At 71.7% G+C, this 24,405-nt stretch carries 20 protein-coding genes; 8 read left to right on the top strand and 12 right to left on the bottom strand.

The window, feature by feature from the left end; translation table 11 throughout:
• Positions 1–66: 66 nt before the first annotated feature.
• The 5 genes from ACLQ28_RS11245 to ACLQ28_RS11225 all read left to right on the top strand — a co-directional run bounded on the left by ACLQ28_RS11245 (position 67) and on the right by ACLQ28_RS11225 (position 5,288).
• Complete coding sequence (locus tag ACLQ28_RS11245) at positions 67–417, top strand: TcmI family type II polyketide cyclase (RefSeq protein WP_425686159.1); 351 nt, start codon at positions 67–69, stop codon at positions 415–417.
• A 1-nt stretch (position 418) separates the two neighbouring features.
• Positions 419–1,768, top strand: a complete 1,350-nt coding sequence (locus tag ACLQ28_RS11240; protein WP_425686158.1) for an FAD-dependent oxidoreductase — start codon at positions 419–421, stop codon at positions 1,766–1,768.
• A gap of 161 nt (positions 1,769–1,929) precedes the next feature.
• Positions 1,930–2,391 carry a tetratricopeptide repeat protein gene (locus ACLQ28_RS11235; protein WP_425686157.1) on the top strand — a complete coding sequence of 154 codons (462 nt, stop codon included), beginning with the start codon at positions 1,930–1,932 and terminating at the stop codon, positions 2,389–2,391.
• Between the two features lie 381 nt (positions 2,392–2,772).
• On the top strand, positions 2,773–3,864 hold the full coding sequence (locus ACLQ28_RS11230) for a helix-hairpin-helix domain-containing protein (protein ID WP_425686156.1): 1,092 nt from the start codon (positions 2,773–2,775) through the stop codon (positions 3,862–3,864).
• A gap of 215 nt (positions 3,865–4,079) precedes the next feature.
• The gene (locus ACLQ28_RS11225) at positions 4,080–5,288 is read left to right on the top strand and encodes a low temperature requirement protein A (protein ID WP_425686155.1); all 1,209 of its coding nucleotides are present in this window, start codon (positions 4,080–4,082) and stop codon (positions 5,286–5,288) included.
• Positions 5,289–5,306: 18 nt separating this feature from the next.
• On the opposite strand, the gene ACLQ28_RS11220 is transcribed toward ACLQ28_RS11225, so the two are convergent.
• Positions 5,307–6,065 (bottom strand): maleate cis-trans isomerase family protein, encoded by a 759-nt coding sequence (locus tag ACLQ28_RS11220; RefSeq protein WP_425686154.1) that lies wholly within the window; start codon positions 6,063–6,065, stop codon positions 5,307–5,309.
• Entirely contained in the window at positions 6,062–6,889 is an 828-nt protein-coding gene (locus ACLQ28_RS11215; protein ID WP_425686153.1) for a hypothetical protein, read from the bottom strand. The genes ACLQ28_RS11220 and ACLQ28_RS11215 overlap by 4 nt, the downstream gene beginning before the upstream one ends.
• A gap of 252 nt (positions 6,890–7,141) precedes the next feature.
• On the opposite strand from ACLQ28_RS11215, the gene ACLQ28_RS11210 reads away from it, so the two are divergent.
• The gene (locus ACLQ28_RS11210; RefSeq protein WP_030327576.1) at positions 7,142–7,348 is read left to right on the top strand and encodes a hypothetical protein; all 207 of its coding nucleotides are present in this window, start codon (positions 7,142–7,144) and stop codon (positions 7,346–7,348) included.
• A 211-nt stretch (positions 7,349–7,559) separates the two neighbouring features.
• On the top strand, positions 7,560–8,519 hold the full coding sequence (locus ACLQ28_RS11205) for a TIGR03557 family F420-dependent LLM class oxidoreductase (protein ID WP_425686152.1): 960 nt from the start codon (positions 7,560–7,562) through the stop codon (positions 8,517–8,519).
• Between the two features lie 75 nt (positions 8,520–8,594).
• Here the strand turns inward: ACLQ28_RS11205 and ACLQ28_RS11200 are convergent, their stop codons facing one another.
• The 5 genes from ACLQ28_RS11200 to ACLQ28_RS11180 form a co-directional block, all read right to left on the bottom strand.
• The gene (locus tag ACLQ28_RS11200) at positions 8,595–10,109 is read right to left on the bottom strand and encodes a hypothetical protein (RefSeq protein ID WP_425686151.1); all 1,515 of its coding nucleotides are present in this window, start codon (positions 10,107–10,109) and stop codon (positions 8,595–8,597) included.
• A gap of 174 nt (positions 10,110–10,283) precedes the next feature.
• Positions 10,284–12,380 (bottom strand): amino acid transporter, encoded by a 2,097-nt coding sequence (locus ACLQ28_RS11195; protein WP_425686150.1) that lies wholly within the window; start codon positions 12,378–12,380, stop codon positions 10,284–10,286.
• 100 nt (positions 12,381–12,480) lie between these two features.
• Positions 12,481–12,870 carry a hypothetical protein gene (locus tag ACLQ28_RS11190; protein ID WP_425686149.1) on the bottom strand — a complete coding sequence of 130 codons (390 nt, stop codon included), beginning with the start codon at positions 12,868–12,870 and terminating at the stop codon, positions 12,481–12,483.
• 377 nt (positions 12,871–13,247) lie between these two features.
• On the bottom strand, positions 13,248–14,018 hold the full coding sequence (locus ACLQ28_RS11185) for a DUF5995 family protein (protein WP_425686148.1): 771 nt from the start codon (positions 14,016–14,018) through the stop codon (positions 13,248–13,250).
• A 135-nt stretch (positions 14,019–14,153) separates the two neighbouring features.
• On the bottom strand, positions 14,154–17,051 hold the full coding sequence (locus ACLQ28_RS11180) for a helix-turn-helix transcriptional regulator (protein WP_425686147.1): 2,898 nt from the start codon (positions 17,049–17,051) through the stop codon (positions 14,154–14,156).
• Positions 17,052–17,245: 194 nt separating this feature from the next.
• Between ACLQ28_RS11180 and ACLQ28_RS11175 the strand changes: the two genes are divergently transcribed.
• On the top strand, positions 17,246–19,540 hold the full coding sequence (locus ACLQ28_RS11175; RefSeq protein WP_425686146.1) for an adenylate/guanylate cyclase domain-containing protein: 2,295 nt from the start codon (positions 17,246–17,248) through the stop codon (positions 19,538–19,540).
• Between the two features lie 84 nt (positions 19,541–19,624).
• Here the strand turns inward: ACLQ28_RS11175 and ACLQ28_RS11170 are convergent, their stop codons facing one another.
• The 5 genes from ACLQ28_RS11170 to paaK all read right to left on the bottom strand — a co-directional run bounded on the left by ACLQ28_RS11170 (position 19,625) and on the right by paaK (position 24,402).
• Positions 19,625–20,443, bottom strand: a complete 819-nt coding sequence (locus ACLQ28_RS11170) for a class I SAM-dependent methyltransferase (RefSeq protein WP_425686145.1) — start codon at positions 20,441–20,443, stop codon at positions 19,625–19,627.
• A gap of 82 nt (positions 20,444–20,525) precedes the next feature.
• On the bottom strand, positions 20,526–21,182 hold the full coding sequence (locus tag ACLQ28_RS11165; protein WP_425686144.1) for a GNAT family N-acetyltransferase: 657 nt from the start codon (positions 21,180–21,182) through the stop codon (positions 20,526–20,528).
• A 61-nt stretch (positions 21,183–21,243) separates the two neighbouring features.
• A complete protein-coding gene (locus ACLQ28_RS11160) occupies positions 21,244–21,810 on the bottom strand; it encodes a dienelactone hydrolase family protein (RefSeq protein ID WP_425686143.1) in 567 nt (188 codons plus the stop codon).
• 56 nt (positions 21,811–21,866) lie between these two features.
• Positions 21,867–22,973 carry a nucleotide disphospho-sugar-binding domain-containing protein gene (locus ACLQ28_RS11155; RefSeq protein ID WP_425686142.1) on the bottom strand — a complete coding sequence of 369 codons (1,107 nt, stop codon included), beginning with the start codon at positions 22,971–22,973 and terminating at the stop codon, positions 21,867–21,869.
• Positions 22,974–23,094: 121 nt separating this feature from the next.
• Positions 23,095–24,402 (bottom strand): phenylacetate--CoA ligase PaaK, encoded by a 1,308-nt coding sequence (gene paaK, locus ACLQ28_RS11150; protein WP_425686141.1) that lies wholly within the window; start codon positions 24,400–24,402, stop codon positions 23,095–23,097.
• Positions 24,403–24,405 lie beyond the last annotated feature (3 nt).

The raw sequence follows: 24,405 nt of genomic DNA, 5'->3' as shown, positions 1-24,405 counted from the left end.
CGGTGGGCGCACAGAGCACGTGGCGTCGATCCGAGGGTCGCGAAGCCACCGGCGGAAGGGGAACCCATGAGTCGCCTACTGATCGTCAGCCGGATCATCCCGGGCGCGGAGGGGCGGGTCGCGCAGATCTTCGCCGAATCCGACGCCACCGAACTTCCTGGTCTGACCGGCGTCACGCACCGGTCCCTGTACTGCCTGCACGACCTGTACGTCCACGTCCTGGAGACCTCGGACGACGTCGACCCGGACGCGCTCGCGGCCGCCCGCAACCATCCGCTCTTCGAGCAGGTCAACGAGCGGCTCTCCGCCCACACGTCGCCGTACCTGCCGACCTGGCGTTCCCCCCGGGACGCGATCGCCGGCTGCTTCTACCGGTGGGACGCCACCCCCGCGCCCGCAGCGCACCCGGCCGGCTGACATGGCCGCCGCGCCACCGCACGTCCTCATCATCGGCGCCGGCACGGGCGGGCTGTGTCTGGCGCACGGCCTGCGCCGTGCCGGGATCAGCGTCGCCGTCTACGAACGGCACCGCAACCGCGCCGAGGGGCTGCTCGGCTACCGGGTCGGCATCGGTCCAACCGGTAGCCGAGCTCTGCGGGAGTGCCTGCCCCCGGAGTTGTTCGCCACCTTCCTGGCCACCTGCGCGCAGCCGCCGCACTACTTCAACGTGGTCACCCAGGGGCTACGCCAGACTGCCTCGTTCGCACTGCGGCCGACCGCCGACCCGGTGCACACCGAACATTCGGTGGCCCGGATGGTGCTGCGCCAGGTGCTGCTGACCGGGCTCGACGACGTGGTGCACTTCGACAAGACCTGCACCCGCTATGAGCAGCGCGACGACGGCACGGTCACCGCGTACTTCGCCGACGGCACCAGCGCCACCGGCGATCTGCTGGTGGCGGCGGACGGCACCCAATCGGCGGTGCGCCGCCAGTATCTGCCGCACGCCGTCACCCGCGACGCCGGCACGATCAACATCGCCACCCGGATCCCGTTGACCGCGCACACCCGCGGCCTCGTTCCGGAGCGGGTCCGGCAGGGCATCTCGCTGATCTTCGGGGTCGGCGGGATCATGGGTGTGCTGCACGTCATGGAGTTCAAGTGGGACAGCGAGCGGAGGATCAAACCCGGCGTCAGCGACGCCGACGCTGCCCTGCTGCGGGAGTGGCCCGGCCTGCGCCACGACACCACCAGCGACAACATCAACCTGATCATCTGGAGCACGGCCCGCCGGTTCCCGCCCGACGTGATGGAGCGCCGCGGCGAGGACGTGTTGCGGGTCGCCCTGGACCTCACCTCCAACTGGCACTCGAATCTCAAGGAGCTGCTGACCCGCGCGGAGCCGGCCAGTGCCCTACCGATCAAAGTGTCCACGTCCGAGCCGGTGCCCCCCTGGAAGAGCAGCACCGTCACCATGCTCGGCGACGCCATCCACACCATGACCCCTGGTCGCGGGTTGGGCGCGAACACCGCGCTGCGCGACGCCCGCCTGCTCTGCGAGCAGCTCAGCCGCGCCGTCGCCGGCGACAAGACGCTGCTGCAGGCGGTGGCAGACTACGAGGCCGCGATGGTGCCGTACGGCTTCGCCCGGGTCGCCGATTCGCTCAACCGCAGCGGCACCAACGGCGACGATCGGATGTACCGGCCGGTGGTGGGTCGACTCGCGCTGGCCGGCGCCCGTGGCTACTTCGGAGTGACCAGCCGGGTGCCGCGGCTTCGTCGCCGGTTCGTCGACGACTTCCACACCTACGAGGGCGACCAGGACTGAGGGCGGCTTCCTCTCGAGATCAACTGACTGTCTTTCGGCGCGGATCATGCCGGTAATGCACTCGCGGGTGAGGCCATAGGACGGCTCGGGCAGTCTGCCGCTGGGTGTTGAGGCAAGTACGATCCGTGCCATCGTCGAGATGAGCCCTGCAGGAGTCGTTGATGATCACCGATGAGACCCTCGCTCGCATCAATGAAGGGGTGCAGTTGCATCATCAGCAGGGCCAGCGTGAGGCTGCTCGAGACTTGTTCGCGCAGATCTGGGATGAGATCGGCGGTGAGCGAGGCGATCCGTTGCATGTTTGCGTTCTGGCGCACTCGATGGCCGACGTACAGGACGACGTGCACCAGGAGCTGGTCTGGGACGAGCGGGCGCTGGCAGCGGCCGGCTTGCTCACCGATGACCGGGTTGCGCAGGCTGGAGTGCCTATGTCGGTGGCAGCTTTGTATCCGTCGTTGCATCTCAACCTGGGTGAGTGTTACCGAAAGCTCGGCGATCTCGGCCGTGCCCGCGAGTGCCTCCAGCGTGCGCAGGCGGGGATCGACGCGCTTGGCGATGACGCGTACGCGCAGCTGATCAAGGTCGGTCTGGATCGGCTAACGCAGGAGCTGACCTCCAAGTAGGCGCGCGCTGCCGAAGAGGACCTCTGTTCTAACCCTGGCTTGGGCGGTGGGCGCAGCCGGCGGCCGGCGGTGACCGTCGGTCACCTCCGTCAGGGCGGATGCGGTGTTGAGCGATATACCTCAGAGTCATATTCAACCTCTGAGGCATATCGCTCAACAACACCTCGACATGGCAGACAGCCAAAACGGATGGCGAGCGCTCTCGGCGTTGCCTTTCGCCGTCAGGCACGACGCTGCGTCACTGGGCAGACACCCCCTGACGTGGGGTGTCTCATCCGAAACGCCATCGACCGATCCTCTCTGTCATCGGAAATACGCGTGTGCGAAGCTGCGGCGAGTTTTTCTCGCGACTTATCCGACGACATGAGAGGGAGGTTCGCCGTGGCGTGGTCTATCGGACACTCGCTGATAGTGGTGCTGGCACTGGTGCTGGGTCTGGCCGCCGGGTGGCTGCTGCGCGGCCGGCGGGGCGCACAGGGCAGTGGGCAAGGCCGGTCGATCGTGGACGGTGATCCCGTCGCTGGCCTGGCCGTGATCTCCACGCCGACGCCGGCGGCCACCACCGACGAGGCCCAGCCCGCGGCCGCCGTCGACCCGGCCCCGACCGCAGTCGCCGACGAGCCGGTGCCGGTGGACACGGTCAGCGCGCCGGCCGCGGTGACCGCACCGATCGACCCCACCCCGGCGGAGACCCCGAGCAGCGTCGACCCAGCCGATATGGCACTGACCGACGCCCCGCCGCCGGTCCCCGCCGCCGAGCCGGTCGACGCGACCGAACTGCACGAGCCCGCCGTGGAATCGACCCCCGCGCCGGTCGCGGTCGAGGAGCAGCCCGCTCCGGCGGCCGTGGTCTCCCCCCGCCTGCCCGCCGACGACCTCCCGACCGACGACGCCCCGCAGTCGGACGCAACCCCGACCGACGACGCCCCGGCCGAGGCCACCGCCGACGACGCGCCGCTCGACGCCATCCCGGCCGAGGCCACCGCCGCCGACGACGCGCCGCTCGACGCCACCCCGGCTGACACCACGCCGGCCGACGACGCGCCGATCGAGGTCACGGCCTTCGACCCGCTGCCGGTTCAGCCGCAGGTGAGCGCCGAGTCGGTGGACGCCGACGCCGAGCCGACGCGGCCGGCGGTGGCGACGCCTCCGGTCCGGACCGCCAGCGCGACCCCGCCGGTGCGTACGGCCGCCGACACCATCGGCGGCGTGGACGCCGACCCGACGGGCCCGGCCGACGACTTCCGCCGGATCCAGGGGATCGGGCCGAAGATGGCGGCCGCGTTGCAGGACGCCGGTGTGCGCACGTACGGCCAGCTCGGTGAGCTGGACGAGCCGGCGCTGCGCGACCTGATCCGGGCCGCCGGCCTGCGCGCCGCACCCGGGCTGGCCAGCTGGCCGCAGCAGGCCCGCGTGCTCGCCGGTGCCGCCGACGAGATGGCCGCGGTGCTGCCGGGCGGCAACCAGGCCTGACGCCTGACATCGAGCCCCCGGTGGCCGTCCAACGCGACGGCAGGCCGGGGGCTCGGCCGTTGGCGCGGAAGATCCTCGGGCGCGGAGGCGCAGATGATCGACTCGGCCGGGGGAAGACGCGACGAATCCGGCGTCCCACAATCGGTCGATCGTTACCGTCGGTTGAGGTGGGCCGGTCGGGTCCGTCGTGTCGACCCGTACCGCAGGAGCAGCCCGTGCACCTCCCCGCGCCGGAGCCCGGGTCCCCGCAGACCCGGCGCCCTCCGGTGCGTGACCCGGAGGCCCCGCGCAGGGTGACCCTCCTCGAACTCTTCTTCGACCTGGTCTACGTGGTCGCGCTGGCGCTCATCTCCAGGGGTTTGGTGCACCAGCTCGACTGGCACCGGGCCGGGCAGGCACTGATCATGCTGGCGGCCGTCTGGTGGACGTGGGTGATCACCACCCTGGTCACCGACCTGTACGACCCGGAACGAACCGAGATCAAGCTGCTGATCAGCGCCGTGATGTTCGGCGCGCTGCTGATGACCACGGCGATCCCGGCGGCGTTCGACGACCGAGGGATCGTCTTCGCCGGCACCTACGTGGCGATCCACCTCGGGCGCGGGCTGTTCCTGATGCCGGCCGTACGCCGAGAACCGCAGACCCAGCGCCGGGCGGCTCGCATCTTCATCTGGTTCGCCGTGTCCGCGATCCCGTGGATCATCGGCGCGTTCGTCAGCGACGACGCACGGTTGGTGTGCTGGGCCATCGCGCTCGCCATCGACTACATCGGTTTCCGGCTCGCGTACCCGGTGCCCGGGCTCGGTGTGGTGCCCGAACAGCAGCGCAACGTCGCGGCGGAGCACCTCTCCGAGCGTTACCAGCAGTTCTTCATCATCGCCCTCGGCGACGCCATCCTGACCATCGGCAGCATGTTCAGCACGGCGCACAGCGAGGCGGAGAACCTCGCCGTGCTCGCGGTGGCGTTTCTGACCACCCTGCTGCTCTGGCGGATCTACGTGCACAAGTCCGGCCAGCTGTTGCCGGTGGCCATCAAGGAGTCGGGTTCGCCGAACAAGTTCCTGTTCACCGCGCCGTACACCCACCTGCTGATGGTCGCCGGGGTGGTGACCACGGCCGCCGGGTTCGACCTCGTACTGCACGAACCGACGGGGCGGACCCCACCGGCCTGGGCGGCGGTGATCCTCGGTGGCCCGGCACTCTTCCTGGCCGGCCGGGCCTCCTTCGAGTACGAGGTGTTCAGCCGGGTGTCGCTGTCCCGCCCCGGCGGTGTGCTGGCGCTCCTGACCATCGCGCCGGCCGTGCTGTTTCTGGCGCCGATGTTCGCCTCCCTCGGTGCCCTCCTGGTGCTGTTCGGCGTGGCCTACGCGGACTTCCGGCGTAGCTACGGGAAGCCACCGGAGGCCCCGGCCCCACCGCGCTGAAACGGTCGGTGCGCCCGCTCAGTGTGGAGTCGGCCCGGCCAGCAGTCGGCCGGCGTCCGGAACGTACGGCTCGACACCCAGCTTGGTGAGCAGTTGGTGCACGGTAGCGGTGGCCGCGGTCAGCACTGGACGGCCGAGCCGGGCCTCCACCTGCGGCACCGCCGCCAGCGACGGCAGCTGCACGCAGGCGGAGAGGACCACCGCGTCCACGTCGGTCACGTCCAGCCGATCGGCCAACTCCACGAGCTGAGACGTGGGGATGCGCCCCACCGCCACGTTGTCCGGCTCGCTCAGACTCACCGCCTCGGTCACGTGCACACCGTGCGCGGCGAGGTAGGCGGCGACGGTCGCGGTCAACGGCGGCAGGTACGGCGCGATCAGCGCCACCCGGCGGGCACCCATCGCACGCAGCCCGGCGACCAACGCGCCCGCACTGGTCACCACCGGCATCTCGTGCCCAGCACGAACGGCCGCACGGCCAAGCCGCCGCTCGGCCCGCTCGTGCGCGCCGACGCCCTCGCACATCACCGCCACCAGGCAGGCGTACGCGAGCACGTCGCAGCGGGCGTCGGCCAACTCGGCGGCGCACCGGAGAGCGGAGCGGTTCATCCGGGCCAACTCGTCGGTGGTCACCTGACGCAGTCGTACCCGGCTGGCGTGTGTGGTGAAGCGAACCGTCGGGTCGACGGTCTCGCGCCGGCGCAGCATCGCCGGGATCTCGGTCTCCATGGTGGTGTTCGAACTGGGCACCACGAGGCCGATGCGGTAGCTGCTCACACCAGCGCCCCGGCGTACCTCCGGACCTGCAACCGCTGCCCAGCGGTAGCGCCGAGGCGCACCTGCAGGCCGAGCGGCGCGGCGGCGCGGCGTACGTCGTCCAGGTGCAGCGACCCGTGCCGGTCCACGCTGAGCACCGGCGGCTCCTCGAGCTCACCCTCCGGTGCGTGGAAGGAGAGCAGGGTGACCGAGGTGGTGAGGTAGCCCGGGTATGCGGCGCGGGCCGCCGCCTCGTCGGTGTGGGCGAGCACCACCAGGTCGTCGAGGTGGGCGAAATCGGCGGCGAGGGCCTGGGCCTTCCAGTGCGCCGGTTCCTCGGTGGCGCCGGTGAGATGCCGGGACCGGTTCGCTGAGGTGATGTAGAGGTGATCCGATCCGGTCTCGGCGAGTGCCCGCTCGAAGAAGGCGTTGGACGGGCAGGTCAGGCCGGGCGCGATCACCTGGGTGGTCCGAACCCCTTGGTCGACGTGGGTGAGGTGCTCGGGCAGCGGCTCCGCGGCCGGTCCGCGGAAGCCGAACGGCCCGGCACCGTAGAGGGCGTCCATCAGCGCCCGCACCCGGCCCACCGGCAACCGCGGCGAGATCCGCGTCCAGTCGAACATCCCCGGGATCCGGCCGATCGCGGTGGTGATGCTGCCGACCTGGTGGACCGGACGGCCCTTGGCCAGGTTGACCCGGCGGACGGTGTCCGCGTCGGGACGCGTGACGATGACGTAGAAGTTGGCGAACGCCGCCGCGACGACCGCACCGCCGGCCAACGCGCGGGCGGCGACCGCGACGTCGTCGGGGCGGTCGATGTAGAGGGGCGGTGTCGGGGCGTCCATGGGTCCTCCTCGGCGGGGCCGTGAAGGCAGTTCTACGTCCGCCGGCACGTACGACGACGGGGTCCGTCGTCGATCCGATAGCCGCCCGGCGTTACCCGGTGCTGGCGGCCGATGCCTGGGGGTACTCAACGGCGGACGACACCGGCCGGACGGAGGACCCAACGCGGTCTCGGCGCGCTGCCGTTAGCCGCGCGACCCGATTGGGTACAACGCCTGCACCTCACATCCACCACATACCCCCAGGAGGCAGCGATGCGCGGCACCTCGATACTCGGAGTCATCGTCGTGATCTGGCTGGTGATCGGCGCGATCGCCGCTGGCCAGCGCGGCTACTACAGCGGTGACGACACCAACTGCGCCGAGGCCGGCACCATCCTGGTCACCATCGTGGCCGGGCCGTTGAACTACATCGGCGCCAACCCCAAGGTCGACTGCAAGCTGCCCGAGCCGTCCAAGTAGGACCCGCACGCACACCGGCCCGTGCCCGAGTCAGGGGGCACGGGCCGCTGCACGTCGGCCTGGTTGTCGGTGACCGTGTTAGTGCTGTTCGTGCGCCGCACAACCCCTACGGCATCCTAGGAGGCTGGATTGCACGCCTCGGCGGCGTTTGTCGGTGCCGGGGTCGGGAACCGACCCGGCGTCAGCTGGCGGACGGAATCGGGAGCGTGGCATGCAGATCGGCTACAAGCTGGCCTCGGAGGGCTACGGCCCGCAGGAGATCATCCGGCAGGCAGTCCAGGCTGAGCAGGCTGGTTTCGACTTCGTCGAGATGAGCGACCACTACCACCCCTGGCTGGACGCGCAGGGACACTCGTCCTTCACCTGGAGCGTGCTCGGTGCCATCGCGGCCAGGACCAGCACCCTGCGCCTGGCCACCGGCGTCACCTGCCCGACCGTCCGCTACCACCCGGCGATCATCGCGCAGGCCGCAGCGACCATGGCGCTGATCTCCGACGGGCGATTCACCCTCGGGGTGGGGGCCGGCGAGCGACTCAACGAGCACGTGGTCGGGCAGGGCTTCCCCAGTGTCCGGGGCCGGCACGAGCGGCTTCGCGAGGCGTTGGAGATCATCCGACTGCTCTGGCAGGGTGGCTACCAGTCGTACGAGGGTCGGCACCTGCAACTGGAGGACGCCCGAGTCTTCGACCTACCGGGCACCCCGCCGGTGATCGCCGTAGCGGCCAGTGGCGAGGCGTCAGCCCGTCTTGCCGCCGAGTTGGGCGACGGGCTGTTCGCCACCGACCCGGAGGCGTCGATCGTCGAGCACTACCGACGCGCCCACGGGTCAGGCCCGCGCTACGCCGAGGTGCCGTTGGCCTGGGCCAGCGACGAGCAACAGGCGGTGCAGGCGGTGTTGCAGACCAGTCGGTGGATGGTCACCGGCTGGAAAGTGATGAGCGAGCTGCCGAACCCGGTCAACTTCGACGCCGCCAGCGCGTACGTCGAGGAGAAGCACATCCGCGAACTCTTCGCCATCGGCCCCGACCCGGAGCCGCACGTCGCCAAGGTCCGGGCGTACGCCGAGGCGGGCTTCGACCACATCGTCCTGCAGAACGCCGGCCCCGACCCGGACGGCTTCCTCAACTTCTTCGCCGCGGACCTCTCCGGCCGCCTACGCGCGATGGGCTGAGCCAAGCGCGGCGAGCCGCCCCGACTGATCGTCGGGGCGGCTGGCTGCGCGCTCGGGATGGGTGCGCGGTCCTGTTCAGCGGAAGCAGTGCGCGATCGGCACCAGGCTGCCCTCGCAGTTGGTCGGCTCGTTCTCGACGACCACGCTCTCGTCGTCGATCTTGACCTGGGCGTGCACGGCGGAGATGCCACCAGGCTTCACCGTCGACGCGTTGTGGGTGACCTTGCTGGTGTAGATCGCCACCGAGCCCGCGTTCGCGTAGATGCCGCCGCCGCTGGACGCGGCGCCGACCGCCTCGTTGCGGGTCACGTCGCTGCCGCGTACCAGCAGGTTCGCCTTCTCGGCGTAGATGCCGGCGCCGAGGCCGTGGGTGGTGTTGCCGTCGACCACGCTGTCGTCGAGCGGCGTCAGGCCCTTCACGGTCGAGATGCCGCCACCGTTGACGGTGGACGTGTTGCCGCGGATGGTCATCTTGCGCATCACCAGCACCGCGTCGGAGTTCGCGGCACCGCCACCGATCTGCGCGGTGTTGTTCAGCAACTCGGTGTCGACGACCTTCGTCCGGGCCGAGAAGCTGGCCAGCCCGCCGCCCTGACCGGCGCTGTTCTGAGTGAAGGAGACGCTCTCCACGTCGGCCGCACCACGGTAGTTGCCGAGCCCGCCGCCGTACGCGTTGGCGCTGTTGCGTTGGAACTCGGAACGCTTCAGCGTCAGCACACCACCGTTGAGCAGGCCCCCGCCCTTGCCCGCGGCGCCGGCGGCGCTGTTGCCGATGAACGTGGAATCGGTGACCACCATGTTGCCGTCGTTGAAGATGCCCCCACCGCCCCCCTCGGGTGACAGCGAGGTGCTCTGGGTGACGGTGACCCGTTCCACCACGGCGGTGGCACCGTGCACCACGTGCACGCTGCCACCCTCGATGGCCGAGCGGCCGTTGTGCAGTTCCACATCGCGCAGCGTCAACTCGCCGCCGTCGCGGACGGTGAAGAAACGGAACGCGGCGGCCTGGGCGTCCCGGGCGATGGTGGCGCCCGCGCCGTCGATCGTGATGGCCTGATAGATCACCGGCAGGCCTGCGGTGTCGTCGGCCGGGTTGTGCGGCGGCGCGTCGGCGTCACCCGGGGTCTCCGCGGCGTCGGCGGCTTCCCGCGCGTCCCGGATCCCCCCGTCGTACTGGTCGGTCTCGTGGAACGCCTCGGTGAGGACGTAGCGGCACTTGGGGGCGAGCCGTAGCTCCCCGCCGCCCTCGGCGTTGGCCGTCACCAGGGCCGCCACGAGCTTCGCCGCGTCGCAGGGCACCGACACCACGCCACGTTTGCCGGTGCCCGGGGTGCCCGTGGCCGGGTCGGCCCCGTCCCGGTCGCGTTCCGCCTCACCCTGCTCGCCGGCACGGCGGTCGTCGTCACTTCCGGCCGTCGCGGACAAGTGGCCCAGACCTGGGAGGGAGAGGGCACGGTCGGCGGCAGCGGCCACGCCGGCCGCTCCGGCCGCTCCCACGACCAGGCTCCCCGCCAGGAAGCCGCTGGCTATGAACCACCGGGGCCGCCGCCTGGGTCGGATCTCGCGGTCTCCTTTTCGGTACGAGGACATCAAAGGTGCCTGCCTTCCTGCCTGCCTGACGTGACCGCGCGCCGATCCGGGCGCGGGGGGCTCGACGTGCCGCCGGCCACCAAACGTCACGATAGGTCCGCAATACGGACAGGAAGGCGTGAACGTGAATAGTGCCCCTATTCATCTTTTCTGTCGGTCAGGCGGGGCACCAGGTCACCCGCCGACGTGAATGCCGGGACGACGCAACGGGTCCGGCTCGGTCCGACGGATGATCTCGCGTACCACCGGCGGGGTGTCACCGCGACCGAGGATCAGATAGCGCGCCAGGTGCGCGATCGGGCTCCCCTCCGACCACTCGAAGTGCGCGTGCGGCCGAACCCCGGTGGCGTCACGCAGGGCCAGCAGGATCGCGGCGATCGCGTTGGGCGCGGCCGGGCTGCTGGCCCGCAACACCCGGAAGCCACCCACCTCGATCCCGTGCACACGCAGCACCTGACTGAACTCCGACGGGTCAACCACGTCGATCTCCAGGAACAGCACGTCCGCGGCCCCGGGCACCGGATTCATCCCCCGCTGCGCCCGTTCCTTGACCGTGTACTCCTTCACCGACCCGCTCTGCCTCTTGTTCGCGATCAGGTGCAGTTGCCCGTCGTGGGCCAGCGACTCGGTGATGAAGTGCCGGGCCCGCTCGTCGAACTCGATCCGCTCCGCGCGCAGCTCGGTGGTCCGGGTGACCCGGGAGATCAACGAGACCACGATGATGCCGAGGATGAACAGCGCGGAGATGGTGATCCCGTCCGGCTGCTCGATGACGTTCTCCAGCAGCGCGTACAGCAGCACCAGGGTGAGCACGGTGAACCCGATCGCAAAGGCGCGGTGGCGGCGGCGGGCCGAGGAGATCGTCACCGCCACCGCCCCGGAGACCATCATCGCCAGGATGCCTGTCGCATACGCTCCGGCCTGCGCGTTGACGTCGGCCCGGAAGGCGATCGTGATGGCGACGCTGACGACGGTGTAGACGATCACCACCGGACGCACCGCCCGGGCCCACTCCGGTGCCATGCCGTACGAGGGCAGGTAGCGCGGCACGATGTTGATCAGCCCGGCCATCGCCGAGGCGCCGGCGAACCAGAGGATGAGCACGCTGCTCACGTCGTAGACGCTGCCGAACACCTCCCCCAGGTAGGTGTGTGCCAAAAACGCCAGCGCCCGCCCGTTCGCGCCGCCGCCCGGCCGGAACTCCTCAGGCGGAATGAGCGCCGTGGTCACGAAGGTCGTCGAGATCAGGTACACCGACATGATCAGCGCGGCGGTGGTGAGCAGGCGGCGCGTGTTGCGGATCCGGGCGGCGAGCCGGGCCTGCTTGTCCGGCCCGTCGGCCTTGACCAGGGGCATCATGCTGACCCCGGTCTCGAAGCCGGAAAGCCCCAGCACCAGCAGCGGGAACGCCAGCACGGCGGTGAGCAGCACCTGGCCCGGTCCGCCGCCGGTCGAGGTCACCGCGGCCGTCCAGCTCGACACGATGCCAGGGTCGTCGACGATGCGGGTCACCGCGACCACGACGATCACCGCGTTGAGCACCAGGAAGACCGCGACGAGCGGGATGGCCACCACCACCGCCTCGCGGAAGCCGAGCAGGAACACCCCGCCGAGGATGAGCAGCAGCACCACGGTGGCCACGACCGGGACCTGAGGGCCGTGCAGGGCGTCCGGCAGGTACGGGTTCTCCATCAGGTGCACGGTGGCGTCGGCCGAGGAGAGGGTGATCGTGATGATCCAGGAGGTGGCCACGAAGCCGAGCAGCACGAGTACGAAGATCTTGCCCCGCCAGAACGGCAGCAGCCGCTCCAGCATCGCCACCGACCCCTGCCCGTGCGGGCTCTCGTGGGCCACCCGCCGGTACATCGGCAACATGCCGAACAGGGTGAGCACGACGATCAACAGGGTTGCCAGTGGGGAGAGCGCACCGGCCGCCACCGCCGCGATGCCCGGCAGGTACGACAGCGTGGAGAAGTAGTCGACGCCGGTCAGGCACATCACCTGCCACCAGGCGTGCCTGCGGTTCTGCCCCTCCGTCGTCTCCGGGCCGGGTGGTTGCACCTGGTGTTGGAAGAGCCACCGGCGCAGTGGGCTGGCTGGTGGCGCAGACCGGGCCGGGGTGGCCACGCGTTCGGGCACCACGACACCCTGCCGGCCGCCCCGGTGCGGGCGGGCCGGATCGCGGGCCGCCCGCAGTGCCGGGTCCGGCCCGGTCGGCGCGTGGCGGCGTCCGCCCCAGCGTCGTGGTTTCGCCCGGTGCTCGTCACCCATCGCCAGTCCCACCCTCACAGGTCCTGATCCGACGGTAGGCGCTAGCTCGGGGCCAGGCCGGCGGAACCGGGCAGGTGGGTGACTCGCTCAGGACCGGTCCTTACGCCGCGAGCAGCCGGGCCAGTGCGGGCGGATCGGCGACGGTCACCGTGGCCGCCGGGTGTCGGGGCCGCCCGCCCGGCACCAGGGCCGGCACCGGCACGCCGAAGCGCAGGCAGATCCCGCCCGCCGTGCTGCTGCCGAAACTCGCACCGCCGTCGGCCATTGACAGGTGCGGCCCGATCACCCGCCACCAGCGGTACGGGCCGCTCAGCTCAACGCCAGTCACGTTCGCCCGGTCGGTCCGCAGCCGCCACGGCCCGTACCGGATCAACAGGTCCCGGTCGCTGACGGCGACCCAGGCCGTCGCCGGGCGGACCCCCAGCAGCGCCAACGCGGGGCGGAACGCCGGATCGAAGCGGAACGGGAACCGCGTCGCGACGCCGGTCACCGCGCACCGGGCCGGGCGGGGGGTCGCGGCACCGGGCCACCCGGCCGCAGGGGGCCGGGTCGCGCGGGCCGGGGACGGGCGGCGGGCCGGCGCCGGGCCAGGACGGTCATGGCGCGGGCGTACCCGGTACGAGCCCGCCGACACCCCCGGGATCCGCCACCGCTGGCAGGAACCCGACGCCGCTCCCCCACCGCCGGCCGGCACCCCCCGCGCCGGCCGACGGTGGCAGACGGTCGACACCCCCCGGAGCCGACCGGCTGTACCCCCTGGGCCGGCCGGGTCTTCGGCGGCCCACGCGGGGTGGGCGGAACTGGTGGGACGCGCCCCCGCGCTCCGCCGCCCCCCACGGGGCGGAGCGCGGGGACCCCCCGTCCCGGCTACTGCAGGAACGCCCCCAGGGGCGAAAGCAGCAGCCGGCCGAGCGCAGCGGCGTTGTCGTCCAACCGCGTGCGCTCACACTCGCGGGCGTCCGGATCGTGCCGGCACCGCCAGATCTTCTGCGCGTTACGCCAAGCGACATCGCGGCTGTACTCGACCAGTTCCCCCTGGTACCAGTCGTCGATGTCACCGTTGAGCATGTCGATGAGTAGCTGCCACCGCTCCAGATAGCCGCGGCGCAGGCCAGGGATCTTGTCCGCGAAGATCGCGTTGATCTCGAGGTAGTCGTGGTGCTGGTCGCTGCCGTCGACCGGCTCCGACTCCAGGTGGTCGAACGTCGTCACCAACGCGAACGGCAGGTCGAAGTTGATGTGCGCGTTGACCCCGGCCGCCGCCGAGGGCAGCGGGCGGGCGTCCGGCCCACTTATCCGCTCGAAAAGGCACGACCATGCCTTCGGAGTGCCCGGGCTGGAGTCGGTCCACAGACGCATCGCGTCGAAATACCGCGCGGCGAACTCCACGTCGAGCCGAGAGAGAAAGGCCGGGTCGACGAAACGGTCGTCGTACAACCCGTCCAGCACACAGGTGGTGATGGTCAGGTAGAGCCTGTTGAAGTCGGCCAGCGGACAACTGTCCTCCAACGGAGGCAGCCGCACCAGCATGTCCTGGAGCTTGGTGAGGTGATCGACCACGGCAGGCACGTCCGCGGGATGGTCGGCGAGCAGGTCGACGATGTCCCGGTGCACGGGCCCCCAGACCGGTTCGGTCATCTCTCCTCCACGATGGTCGGCGGCATCCCCCGTGCCGTCGTCGACGCGGCTCAGCCTTTCAGCCGACACCCGGTCGCCGGATCAGTAGAACGACGTATCCCGGCGCGCACACGCGTACGTGGACGGAGCGGTCGGTCAGCCCCGGACGTTGCGCAACTGGATCGCGCTGGCCTGAACACGGGTACGGACCTGGAGTTTGTCGAAGATGTGCGACACGTGCACCCCGATGGTCCGCTCGCTGATGAACAGCCGCTGCCCGATCTCCTTGTTGGTCAGCCCTTCCGCGACGAGCACGAGCACTTCCCGCTCCCGTGCGGTCAGCGCCGCCAACTCGTCGTCGGACGCCTCGGCCGGCGCGCTCCGCGTGCCGCTGGTCGTCTCGCGCTCCTCCAGCGACACCCGGGCCCGCCCGGCCAGCTCGCGGATCTCCGAGGTCAACGGCACCGCGCCCAACCCCTGCGCCACCCGGTACGCCTCACGCAACAGCTTGCCGGCGGTGGCCACCCGGCTGCGGCGAGCCAGCAGCGCCTCGGCCTGCCGCATCCGCGAGTACGCCGCCGGATAGGGGTGATGACGTCGATCCCACTCGGTGACCGAGGCGGCCCACAGCTCCGGGTCGCTGCGGTCGAGTCGGCTCACCTCGGCGGCGCAGAGTGCCAGGAATGCCTCCACCACCGAGCGCACCGGACGGGCCGCGCCGGCGCTCTTGCGGGCCACCCGGTCAGCCACGTCCCGCAGCCGGCGTACCGCCGTCGGGTCCACGGCCACGGTGCGGCTGGCGTGCGCCTCAGCCTCGGCGCGCAGGCCGTGCCAGACCAGCGCGGACAGGATCGTCACGTCGTCGGAACGGCTCTCGGTGAGGCCGCGTTGCACCGCCAACCGCGCCACATCGTGGCGGCCCTCCCACATGGCCAGCCCGGAGCGCAGGGTGAGCAGCGGAATGACGTGCCGCGCCCCGCCGCCGGCGAGCAGGGTCGCCACCGCGTCGAGGTCCCGATCGGCGGCCTCGATGTCGCCGTAGCCCACCGAGAGCCGGCACCGGGCGAGCAGCAGCTCGACGGCGTCCGCACCGGACGGTCGGTGCCGCAGGGCGGTGGCGACCACCTTCTCCGCCTCGGCCCACTGGCCCACCCGGAACAGCCCGTTGATGGCGATGGCAAGCAGCCGCGTCCCCCAGGTGCGGCCCAGCCCGAGCTCGGCCACCCGTTCGGCGCCACGTCGGGCGACCACCACGCCCTCTTCGAGGATGTTCAGTGGACCGGTCAGCAGCTCCGCCAGGTGCAGGTACGCGCAGGCCACGTCCTCGGGCTGACCGGCGCGCTCGGCGGTGTCGAGGGCGTCGCGCATGACCGCCAGGCCGGCGTCCGGGTCCTCCAGGTAGGCGTCGCTGAAGCCGAGCGCCGAGCTGGCCAGCACCACCTCGGTGGCGGAACCCTCCACGTTGGCGGCCAGCGCCAGCGCCTCTCGTGCCCGCTGGCCGGCGTCGGCGTACCGACCCAGGTGCAGCAGCAGCTCGGCCAGGCGCGCGGCGGCGGCAGCCCGGTCACGCGGGGAGCAGTCCGCCGCCTCCAGCGCCCGCTGGTATTCCTCCTCGGCAAGCGCCGAGCGACCGGCGGCGGCCAGGTAGCGAGCCCGGCGGATGTGCAGCGCACAGCTCGGCTCGCCGCCGCGCAGCGCGGCCACCTCTTCCAGCAGTGCCAGCGCGCGGGCGTGCTCCCCACAGTGGTGGGCCGCCTCGGCTGCGTTCTCGAGCAGTTCGACGCGGTCCACCGCCAGCGGGCCCGGGTCGGCGGCCAGTTGCAGCGCCGCCGACCAGTGCCGGTGTGCCTCGGCGTAACCGTGCAGCCGCTCGGCTTCCTGTGCGGCGGCCACCGCCGACGGCAACGCCCGCGCCGGCTCACCGGCCAACCGCCAGTGGTGTGCCAGCCGGGCCTGGTGCAGCTCACCCGGCACCGCGGTCAGCGCCTCGGCGTAGCGGCGATGCAGCCCGGAACGCTCGGCCGGCAGCAGCTCGTGCGCCAGCACCTCCGCCACCAGCCGGTGCCGCAGCCGGTAGCCGTCGTCGGCACCGACCAGCAGCCGGTGTGCCACCGCGGCGCGGGCCGCGTCGATCAGCTCGTCCTCCGGCAACCGCAGCACCTGCGCCAGCAGCCAGTGCTGCACCGGCTCGACGCCGGTAGCCACCGCGTGCACCACCGCGTGCGCGTGTTGAGGCAGCGCGTCGACCCGGTCGAGGAAGATCTCCCGCAGCGTCTCGGACAGACCGTCGCGGCCGTCGCGCAGATCGCGGGCCAGCTCCTCGATGACGAACGGGTTGCCGCCGCTGCGCTGCCACACCTGCTCGGCCGCGTCGGCGGACAGGGTCCGGCCGACCACGGCGGCGGCGAGCTTCTCGGTGTCGGCCCGGCCCAGCGGCGCCAGGTCGAGCACCCGCACCGTCCGCAGGCGACGCAGCTCGGTGAGCACCCGGCGCAGCGGGTGCGCGCCCTGCAACGACTCGGCGCGCACGGCCGCCAGCACGGAGAGCTGAAGGTCGCCGAGCCCAGCCAACAGGTACAGCAGCAGCTGCCGGGTGCTCCGGTCGACCCATTGCAGGTCATCGAGGATCAACACCAGTGGTCTGCCCTCGGCGATCAGGTGCAGCCCACGGCTGACCCGCTCCAGCAACGCGCCCGCGCCGTCCGGGCCGGCGGTCTCGTCGGCGAACATCTGCAACAGCCCACGCACCGCCGAGGAGGTGCGTACGTGCGAGGTGGACATTTCGGCGTCAAAGCGGCGCAGTGCCTGCAGCAGCGGGTGCAACGGGGACGCGTCGCCGATGTCCAGGCAGCTGCCGGTGAGCACCACGGCACCCTGCTCACGCAGCCGGTCGCCGATCTCGCCCAACAGCCGGGTCTTGCCCACACCGCTCTCACCGGTCAGGAAGACGGCGGCGGTCTGCCCGTGTGCGGCGTCACCGAGCAGCGCGGTCCGAACCGTCTGCACCAGCTCGGCCCGGCCCACGAGCGGTGCGGTGTCCACATCGCTGGCCATGGCACGCAGCCTAATCACAAGCCCCCGAACCGTTCTACGGCCATTCGTCGCTTGTGGTACTCCTCGCGTCGACTTTGCGACTAAAGGTTGCGAGTGGCCGACATACGTCGTTCTGCAGATCCCCCGTCGGCCCAGGAATGCCAATCTCCGGAGGTCAGCAGACATGAGCGGGCAGAAGGGTCGGTGCGACACCCATGACCACGAGCATCATCGTCGGCGACACGCAGCGGACCACGACACCGCAGTGGCCGGTGCCGGAGGAGCGACGCACCGTCACCGTGCTCTTCGCCGACATCGTCGGCTCCACGGCGTTGGTGGACCGGCTCGACCCGGAGGACGTCCGAGCATTGCAGCGGGTCTACTTCGACACCGTCGCCGGCGTGCTGCACCGCTGGCAGGGGGTGGTCGAGAAGTACGTCGGCGACGCGGTCATGGCGCTCTTCGGCGCCCGGCACTCCGACGGCTTCGACGCGTACCGGGCGGTGCGCGCCGGACTTGAGATCCAGGCCGCTCTGGACCGCCGGTCCATCGTTGGGGACATCAACCTGCGGGTTCGCGTCGGCGTCGCCACCGGCGAGGTCGTCGTCGACCTGGGCGGTGCGGTCAGCGGCGGGCACGGCGTGGCCAGCGGCGCGGTGATCACCACCGCGGCGCGCCTGCAGGAGTACGCGCCACCCGGCGCGGTCGCACTCTGCGCGGCCACCGCCCGAGCCACCGCCGGCCTCATCACCCAGCGTCAGCTGACACCGGTACCGGTCGCAGGTCGGGTGCCGCCGATGCCGGTCTGGCACGCCGTCGGTCCGGTACGCCCTGGCGCCGACCAGCACGACGGCCCGCTGATCGGTCGCCGCCGCGAGCTGGCCGCCATCGGCGACCAACTGAGCTGGGCCATCCGCGAGCGAGACCCGCGCTGGGTCTCCCTGGTCGGCCCCACCGGCAGTGGCCGCAGCCGCCTGCTGCACGAGTTGACCCATGGGCTGACCACGGTGGACGGGGTGCCGGTGCGCTGGTGTGTGGCGACCTGCCAGCCGTACCCCGATCAGGTCTTGGCACCGGTCGCCGAGCTGCTCCGCGACGTCGCCGGGGTGCGGCACGGCGACGGCGCGGCGGTGGTCCACGACCGGTTGGTCGCCGCCCTGACGCCGCTGTTTCCGCCGACCCGGGTCGCGACGGCGGTCCCGGCGCTACAGCGTTTGCTGAGCATCCCGGACGGCTCGGCCGCGGCGCTGGCAGGCGCGGCGATCTGCCGGGAGGTCCTGCTGCGCCTGGCCGCGCACCGGCCGCTGATCATCGCGGTGGACGACGTGGACCGGGCGGGGCCGGCGGTGAGTCGGTTCCTGCATGCGCTGTTCAACGCGGCGACGGCGCGCGGACTGCCGCTGGCCATCCTCACCCTGCACCAACCGCAGTGGACCGACACCCGCCCCGGCCCGGCCCGACGGGTGACGATCGGCCCGCTGGCCACCGTGCAGTCCGGGCGGCTGCTGCGCTACCTGCTGACCCGGGCCGGTCAACCGGTGGCCCTGGTCGACCGGCTGCTGCCGCTGGTGGGTGGCCGGCCCGGGCACGCGGCAATGTACGTGGCGTCGATCATGGATGGCGCCGACCTGGTGGCGCTCCCGCTGCCCGAGGCGGTCCGCCGGGCTGTCGGCGCCGAGTTGGACCACCTCGACGGTGAGCGACGAGCGGTCCTGATGGTCGCCGGCATCCTCGGCGGCGTGATCTCCGGCGCGACAGTCGACCGGGCACTCGGCTGGGCTCCCGGCCGCTCCGCACCGGCACTACGCGGGTTGGTCACCGCCGGGCTGCTGCTCTCCCACCGCATCGACGGGTACGCGTTCGCCGCGCCCGCGCTGCGCCAGGTCGCCGCCGATCGACTGCCCCGCGCGTTGCGGGGCCTTTTCGCCCGCCGGGCCGCCGAACCCCCGCGCCTCGACACCGTTCAGCCGGACACCGTCCAGCCGGACGCCGTCCTGCCGGACCGTGCTGCCGTCGACCCCGTCGGTGCGGTCGTCAGTGCCTCGACCGCGCGGTCCACCGACGTCGTACGCCTCGATGCCGTTCGCTCCCAGGCCGGCCGCCTCGACGGCGTCTTCGTGGCGCTGGCTCCAACGCCGCGATCCGGCCCGCCGCGCCGACGCGTCCCCACCCCGACGACGGCGACTCCGCCAGCCGCGCTGACTCAAGGAACCAACCGTCCGCCGGGATCCAGCCGGCTCCGAGCTGTCGCGTCGGCCGGTGACGTGCCGCCGACCCCGGTCGCAGTGGTGACCCAGGCCGCAGTGGTGTCCACGGCGCGGGCCAATGCAGGCGGTCACTGGCCCTCGGACGTCGACCGGTCCCCGGTGGCGATCCGTGCAGTGCCTGCCGTGCCAGGGGCAGCCGGACCGGGCGCGCGTGCCGGTGTCGGCGCTCCGCCCGGACCGGTGCGCGCCGCACCTCGCCCGCCGTCGACCCGTCGGCCGCAGAACCTGGCCGCCTCTGCCTGAGGGTCCGCCCCTTGATCGTTGGCAGCTGAGCAATCCGACACGCCGAGCGCCGCCCTGCTGAGCTGCCACCGATCGCCGCGACCTCTACGGCACCGACGCCGACGCCAGCAGCGCCGCGGTCGGCAAGGCGAGCAGGCCGTCCGCGCCACGATAGGCGGCGGTCAGCTCGTCGTACGCGGCACGGATGCGGGCGATCATGTCCGGCGGCTGGGCCTCCATCAGCAGACCTGGCTTGCTGATGCCGTTGGCAGGGCCGCTCCACCACGCCTCGGGGTCGGTGCGATGCACCCAGGTGATCGTGTCGCAGCGCACGTCGGTGAGCCCGGCGACGTCGAGCAAACCCGCAAACCCCTCGGGAGTACGCGGGAAGTCCCTGTCCGCGTCCACGCTCGGCGTAGCGGTGGGACGTTCGACCCCTGCGGCATCGAGGATGTCACCCCAGAGCCGCTGGGCCTCGGGCGGTGGGTAGGGCCAGATCGTCACCGCGATCCGACCTGCCGGCCGAACGACCCGTCGGAGTTCGCTGATCGCGGCCAGCGGATCGCCCACATGATTGATCACGAAGTTCGCGACGGCCGCGTCGAAGCGCCCAGAGGGGAACGGCAGATGTGGCAGCGCAGCGAGGCGGACCTCTTCGGCGGACGGGAGCCGGCTGCGCGCCAGCTCGACCATGGTGGGCTCGGCGTCGACGGCGACCACGGTGGCGCCGCGAGCGCACGCCAACCTGGCGACGGTCCCGGAACCAGTGCCGGCATCGAGTACTCGCCTGCCGGCGCCGACCCGAGCGGCGTCCAACAACGATGGTGCGGGATGGGCGCAGAGCGCGGCGAAGCTGCGGTCGTACGACGCCGCCCGCCCGGCCCAGCGCGACCGTTCATGATCATCGAAGGCTGTCGTCGTCATCGCCACCACCCAGTCGAAGATCTTGAGTAACGCGCCACGATATCGGACGAGAGGTGTCGTACGGTCGCGACCTGGCGGGCAGCTAAGCCCCCACCATCGTCCGTGCCTCCGCCGAAAGACCGGCGATGACGAACCCCTCGGACGGGCCGCGCCAGTCCGAGCGGCTGAGGGTCAGGTTGACCTGTTCCAACCGCCTGCCCTCGGCTGCTCGGGTGGTCGTTCCGTTAAGGCGGTAACCGAGCGCGCGGGAGACGCCAAGCGACGCACGGTTGGTCGTCCAGGCAGCGGTGTCCGCGCGCTCGGCGCCCAGGCCGGCGAAGGCGAGATGCAGCACGGCCTCACGCATGGCCGTGCCGTGCCCGGCACCCTGATACTGCCGACCCACCCAGGACCCAGTCGAGACCGTCCGCGTCAGCGCGAAATCCTGGGCACCGATCTCCTGCACACCCACGATGTCGCTGCCGACTTTCGCGGCAAGGAGAATATTCCACCGGTCGGGCCGCCAGTCGGCGAAGGCCGCCCAGTAATAGCGCAGGAACCGGCGTTCGGCCTCCGGAGGGTCGACATCCTCCCAGCCGCCTACCGGTGTACGGGGCAGGTACTGGTTCTGCGGATCGTAGATCCCCTGTGCGGCCAGACGGGCGACGTGGACAAGCGCCTCCCCATCGGGGACGAACAGTTCCACGGCCGGTGTCTGGACCCGCATCCCGAGGACCGGCCACATGGCGACGAGCGACATGGGCTCATCGTTGCGGATGACCCGAGCTTGCGTCGCCCGGTGAGGCCGCCGATCGAAACGCTCAGCGGTCGGTGAGAAAATCGAGGACCCGCTTCCAGGTCGCCGCAGCGGCGTCCGGGGCGTACTCGTCGAGGTCCGGGTCGGTGAACAGGTGGCCCACGCCGGGGTAGCGGAACACCGTCAGGTCGGCACCCGCGTCGGTCAACGCCTGCTGCCACTCGTCGATCTCGTCCGGCGCGTCGTACGGGTCCGGGTCGGCGAGGTGCAGCTGGACCGGCAACCCGGGCCGGACCGCGTCTGGCGCGCCGCCAGTGCCGTGCAGCAGGAGCAGGCCGGCCGAGTCGGGGCGCTCGGCCAGCAGCGCCCCAGCCACCCCCGCGCCCATCGAGAAGCCGGCGAGCACCGTCTCCGGTGGCAGGTCGCGCAGCACCGCCCGGGCCCGGTCGAGCACCACCTCCTGGCCGATCTTGTCGAGCAGCGTAAAGCCCTCCTCGACCGAGTCGGTGGCCGGGACGCCGTACAGGTCGGGGGTGGTGACCCGGTGGCCGGCGGCGCGGAGCCGGTCGGCGGTGGCGCGCACGGCGGGCCGCAGCCCGTACACCGAATGGAACAGCACGACGTGTCGCATCACGTCATCCTGCCGCAGCCGACCGTCCGTCCGGTGTGGCCACGCGGGGGCGAACGTCAGACCAGCGCCGCCAGCCGGGCGACGAGGTCGGCCGGTGGCGGCATCGCGGCCATCTCGCGGCTGACCTGCCCGGCAGCGGTGCGGAGGCGGTCGTCGGTGAGAAGCTGGGTCAGCGCCTGCGCGGTGATGTCCCGGGGGCGCAGCGCCAGACCAGCCCCCCGGCGGGCCACCAGCTCGGCGTTGTGCCGCCGGTCCCCCGGACCCGTCGTGGCCAGCTGGGGAAGCCCGACCGCGAGGGCGCCGAGGGCGCTGCCCGCGCCGCCGTGGTGGACCAGCGCCGCGCTCGCCGGCAACGCCTCGTCGAGTGGGATCCAGTCAACCACCCGCACGTTGGGGGGCAACGAACGAGCCGACCGCTCGTCGGGTCGGACCAGCACGATCTCGGCGTCCACCTGGGCCGCGGCGGCCACCACGGCGGGCATCGGCCCCCGGTCACCGGGGCCGGTCAGGGTGCTGCGGGTGACCAGGATCCGGGGCCGGTCACCCGGCTCACGCAGCCAGCCCGGCAACTCGCCGCCGCCGACGTAGGAGGAGTAGCGCATCGGCCAGCCGTCCTGCGTGGCCACGCTGGGCGGGGCCACGGCCAGGGCGGCGGCCGGCGGCGGCAACTCCGTCAGCCCGTGCCGACGCAGCGCGGGACCGAGTCGGGCGGTGGTGGCGCGCACCAGCTCCCGGCCGTCAAAGAGGGAGTTCTCCTGGCGGGCCGCTGGCACGCCCAGCCGGGCCGCGGCCACCGCCCCGGCGACCGCGAACGGCTCGTGCAGCACCAGATCCGGGCGCCACTCGGTGGCCAGCGCGACCACCGGGTCGGTGAGCTGGTCGTTGAGCGCGCCGAAGAGCAGGCCGGCGCCCCGGGTGCCGGCGGTGCCGGCCATCTCGGCACGGGCGATCAGCGGATGCCGGGCAAGGACCCGCCGCGCGATCCGGCCGAAGTCGAAGCCCGGCGCGATGTCGTGCACCGACAGGCCGGCCTTGGCGGCGGCCAGACCACCACCACCGGTGGCCAGCAGCACGTCGTGGCCGGAGTCGCGCAGCGCGGCCGCGAGCGGCACCAACGGAAAGACGTGCCCGACCAGCGGAGCGGAGACCACCAGCACTCGCATGGACCGAATCCTATGCCGACGGCGACGACATCGGGTGCCCCGATGATCGCTGGCAGGTGAGCGACTCGACACACCGAGCACCGCCCTGCTGAGCTGCCACCGATCCGGGTCGGCCAGCCGTTCAGCCAGCGCGGCGCTGGTCGACGATGCGGCGCATCTTGCCCACCGACCGCTCCACCGCGTCCGGGGCGAGGACGTCGACCGCCACGCTCACGCCGATGGTGTTCTTCACCAGCTCGACAAGTGTCGCGCCGGCCCGCTCGGCGGCGTCCACGGCGACCCCGGCCCGCTGCTCCACCCGGACCGTGAGGCTGTCCAACCGGCCCTGCCGATCGAGGACGCACTGGAAGTGCGGCGACAGTTGCGGGGTCCGCAGGATCAGCTCCTCGATCTGGGTGGGGAAGATGTTCACCCCACGCACGATCATCATGTCGTCGGTCCGGCCGGTGATCTTCTCGATCCGGCGCATCGGACGGGCGGTGCCGGGCAGCAGCCGGGTCAGGTCCCGGGTGCGGTAGCGCACGACCGGCATCGCCTCCTTGGTCAGCGACGTCAACACCAGCTCACCCTGCTCGCCGTCGGGCAGCACCGCCCCGCTGACCGGGTCTATGATCTCCGGGTAGAAGTGGTCCTCCCAGAGGTGCAGCCCGTCCTTGGTCTCGACGCACTCGGTGGCCACGCCGGGGCCCATCACCTCGGAGAGCCCGTAGATGTCCACCGCGTGGATGTCCAGCTGCTGCTCCATCTCCCGGCGCATGTCCTCGGTCCACGGCTCCGCGCCGAAGATGCCCACCCGCAGCGAGGTGTTGCGGGGGTCGACGCCCTGGCGGTGCATCTCATCCACGATTGCCAGCATGTAGCTGGGCGTGACCATGATGACCTCGGGTTCGAAGTCGCGGATCAGCATGACCTGACGCTCGGTCATGCCGCCGGAGACCGGGATGACCGTGCACCCCAGCTCCTCGGCCCCGTAGTGCGCGCCCAGACCGCCGGTGAAGAGCCCATAGCCGTACGCGACGTGCACCCGGTCACCCGGACGGCCGCCGGAGGCGCGGATCGACCGGGCCATCAGTCCCGCCCAGGTGCGTAGGTCGTCGCGGGTGTAGCCGACCACGGTCGGCCGGCCAGTGGTGCCGGAGGAGGCATGCAGCCGGGCAACCTGCTCCCGGGGGACGGCGAACATGCCGAACGGGTAGTTGTCCCTCAGCTCCGCCTTGCCGGTGAACGGGAAGCGGGCCAGGTCGTCGAGGTCCCGACAGTCGTCGGGGTGCACACCGGCGGCGTCAAACGCGCGGCGGTAGTGCGGCACCTTGTCGTACGCGTGCCGCAACGACCAGCGCAGCCGTTCGCGTTGCAGGGCGCGCAGCTCGTCGACGCCGGCGCGCTCGATCGGCTCCAACTCCTCCGGACGAGGGGTGCGGTCCTGCATCGC

The sequence above is a fragment of the Micromonospora sp. DT201 genome (assembly GCF_049841575.1).
Taxonomy (GTDB): domain Bacteria; phylum Actinomycetota; class Actinomycetes; order Mycobacteriales; family Micromonosporaceae; genus Micromonospora.
This window is presented reverse-complemented; position numbering and strand designations above follow the sequence as displayed.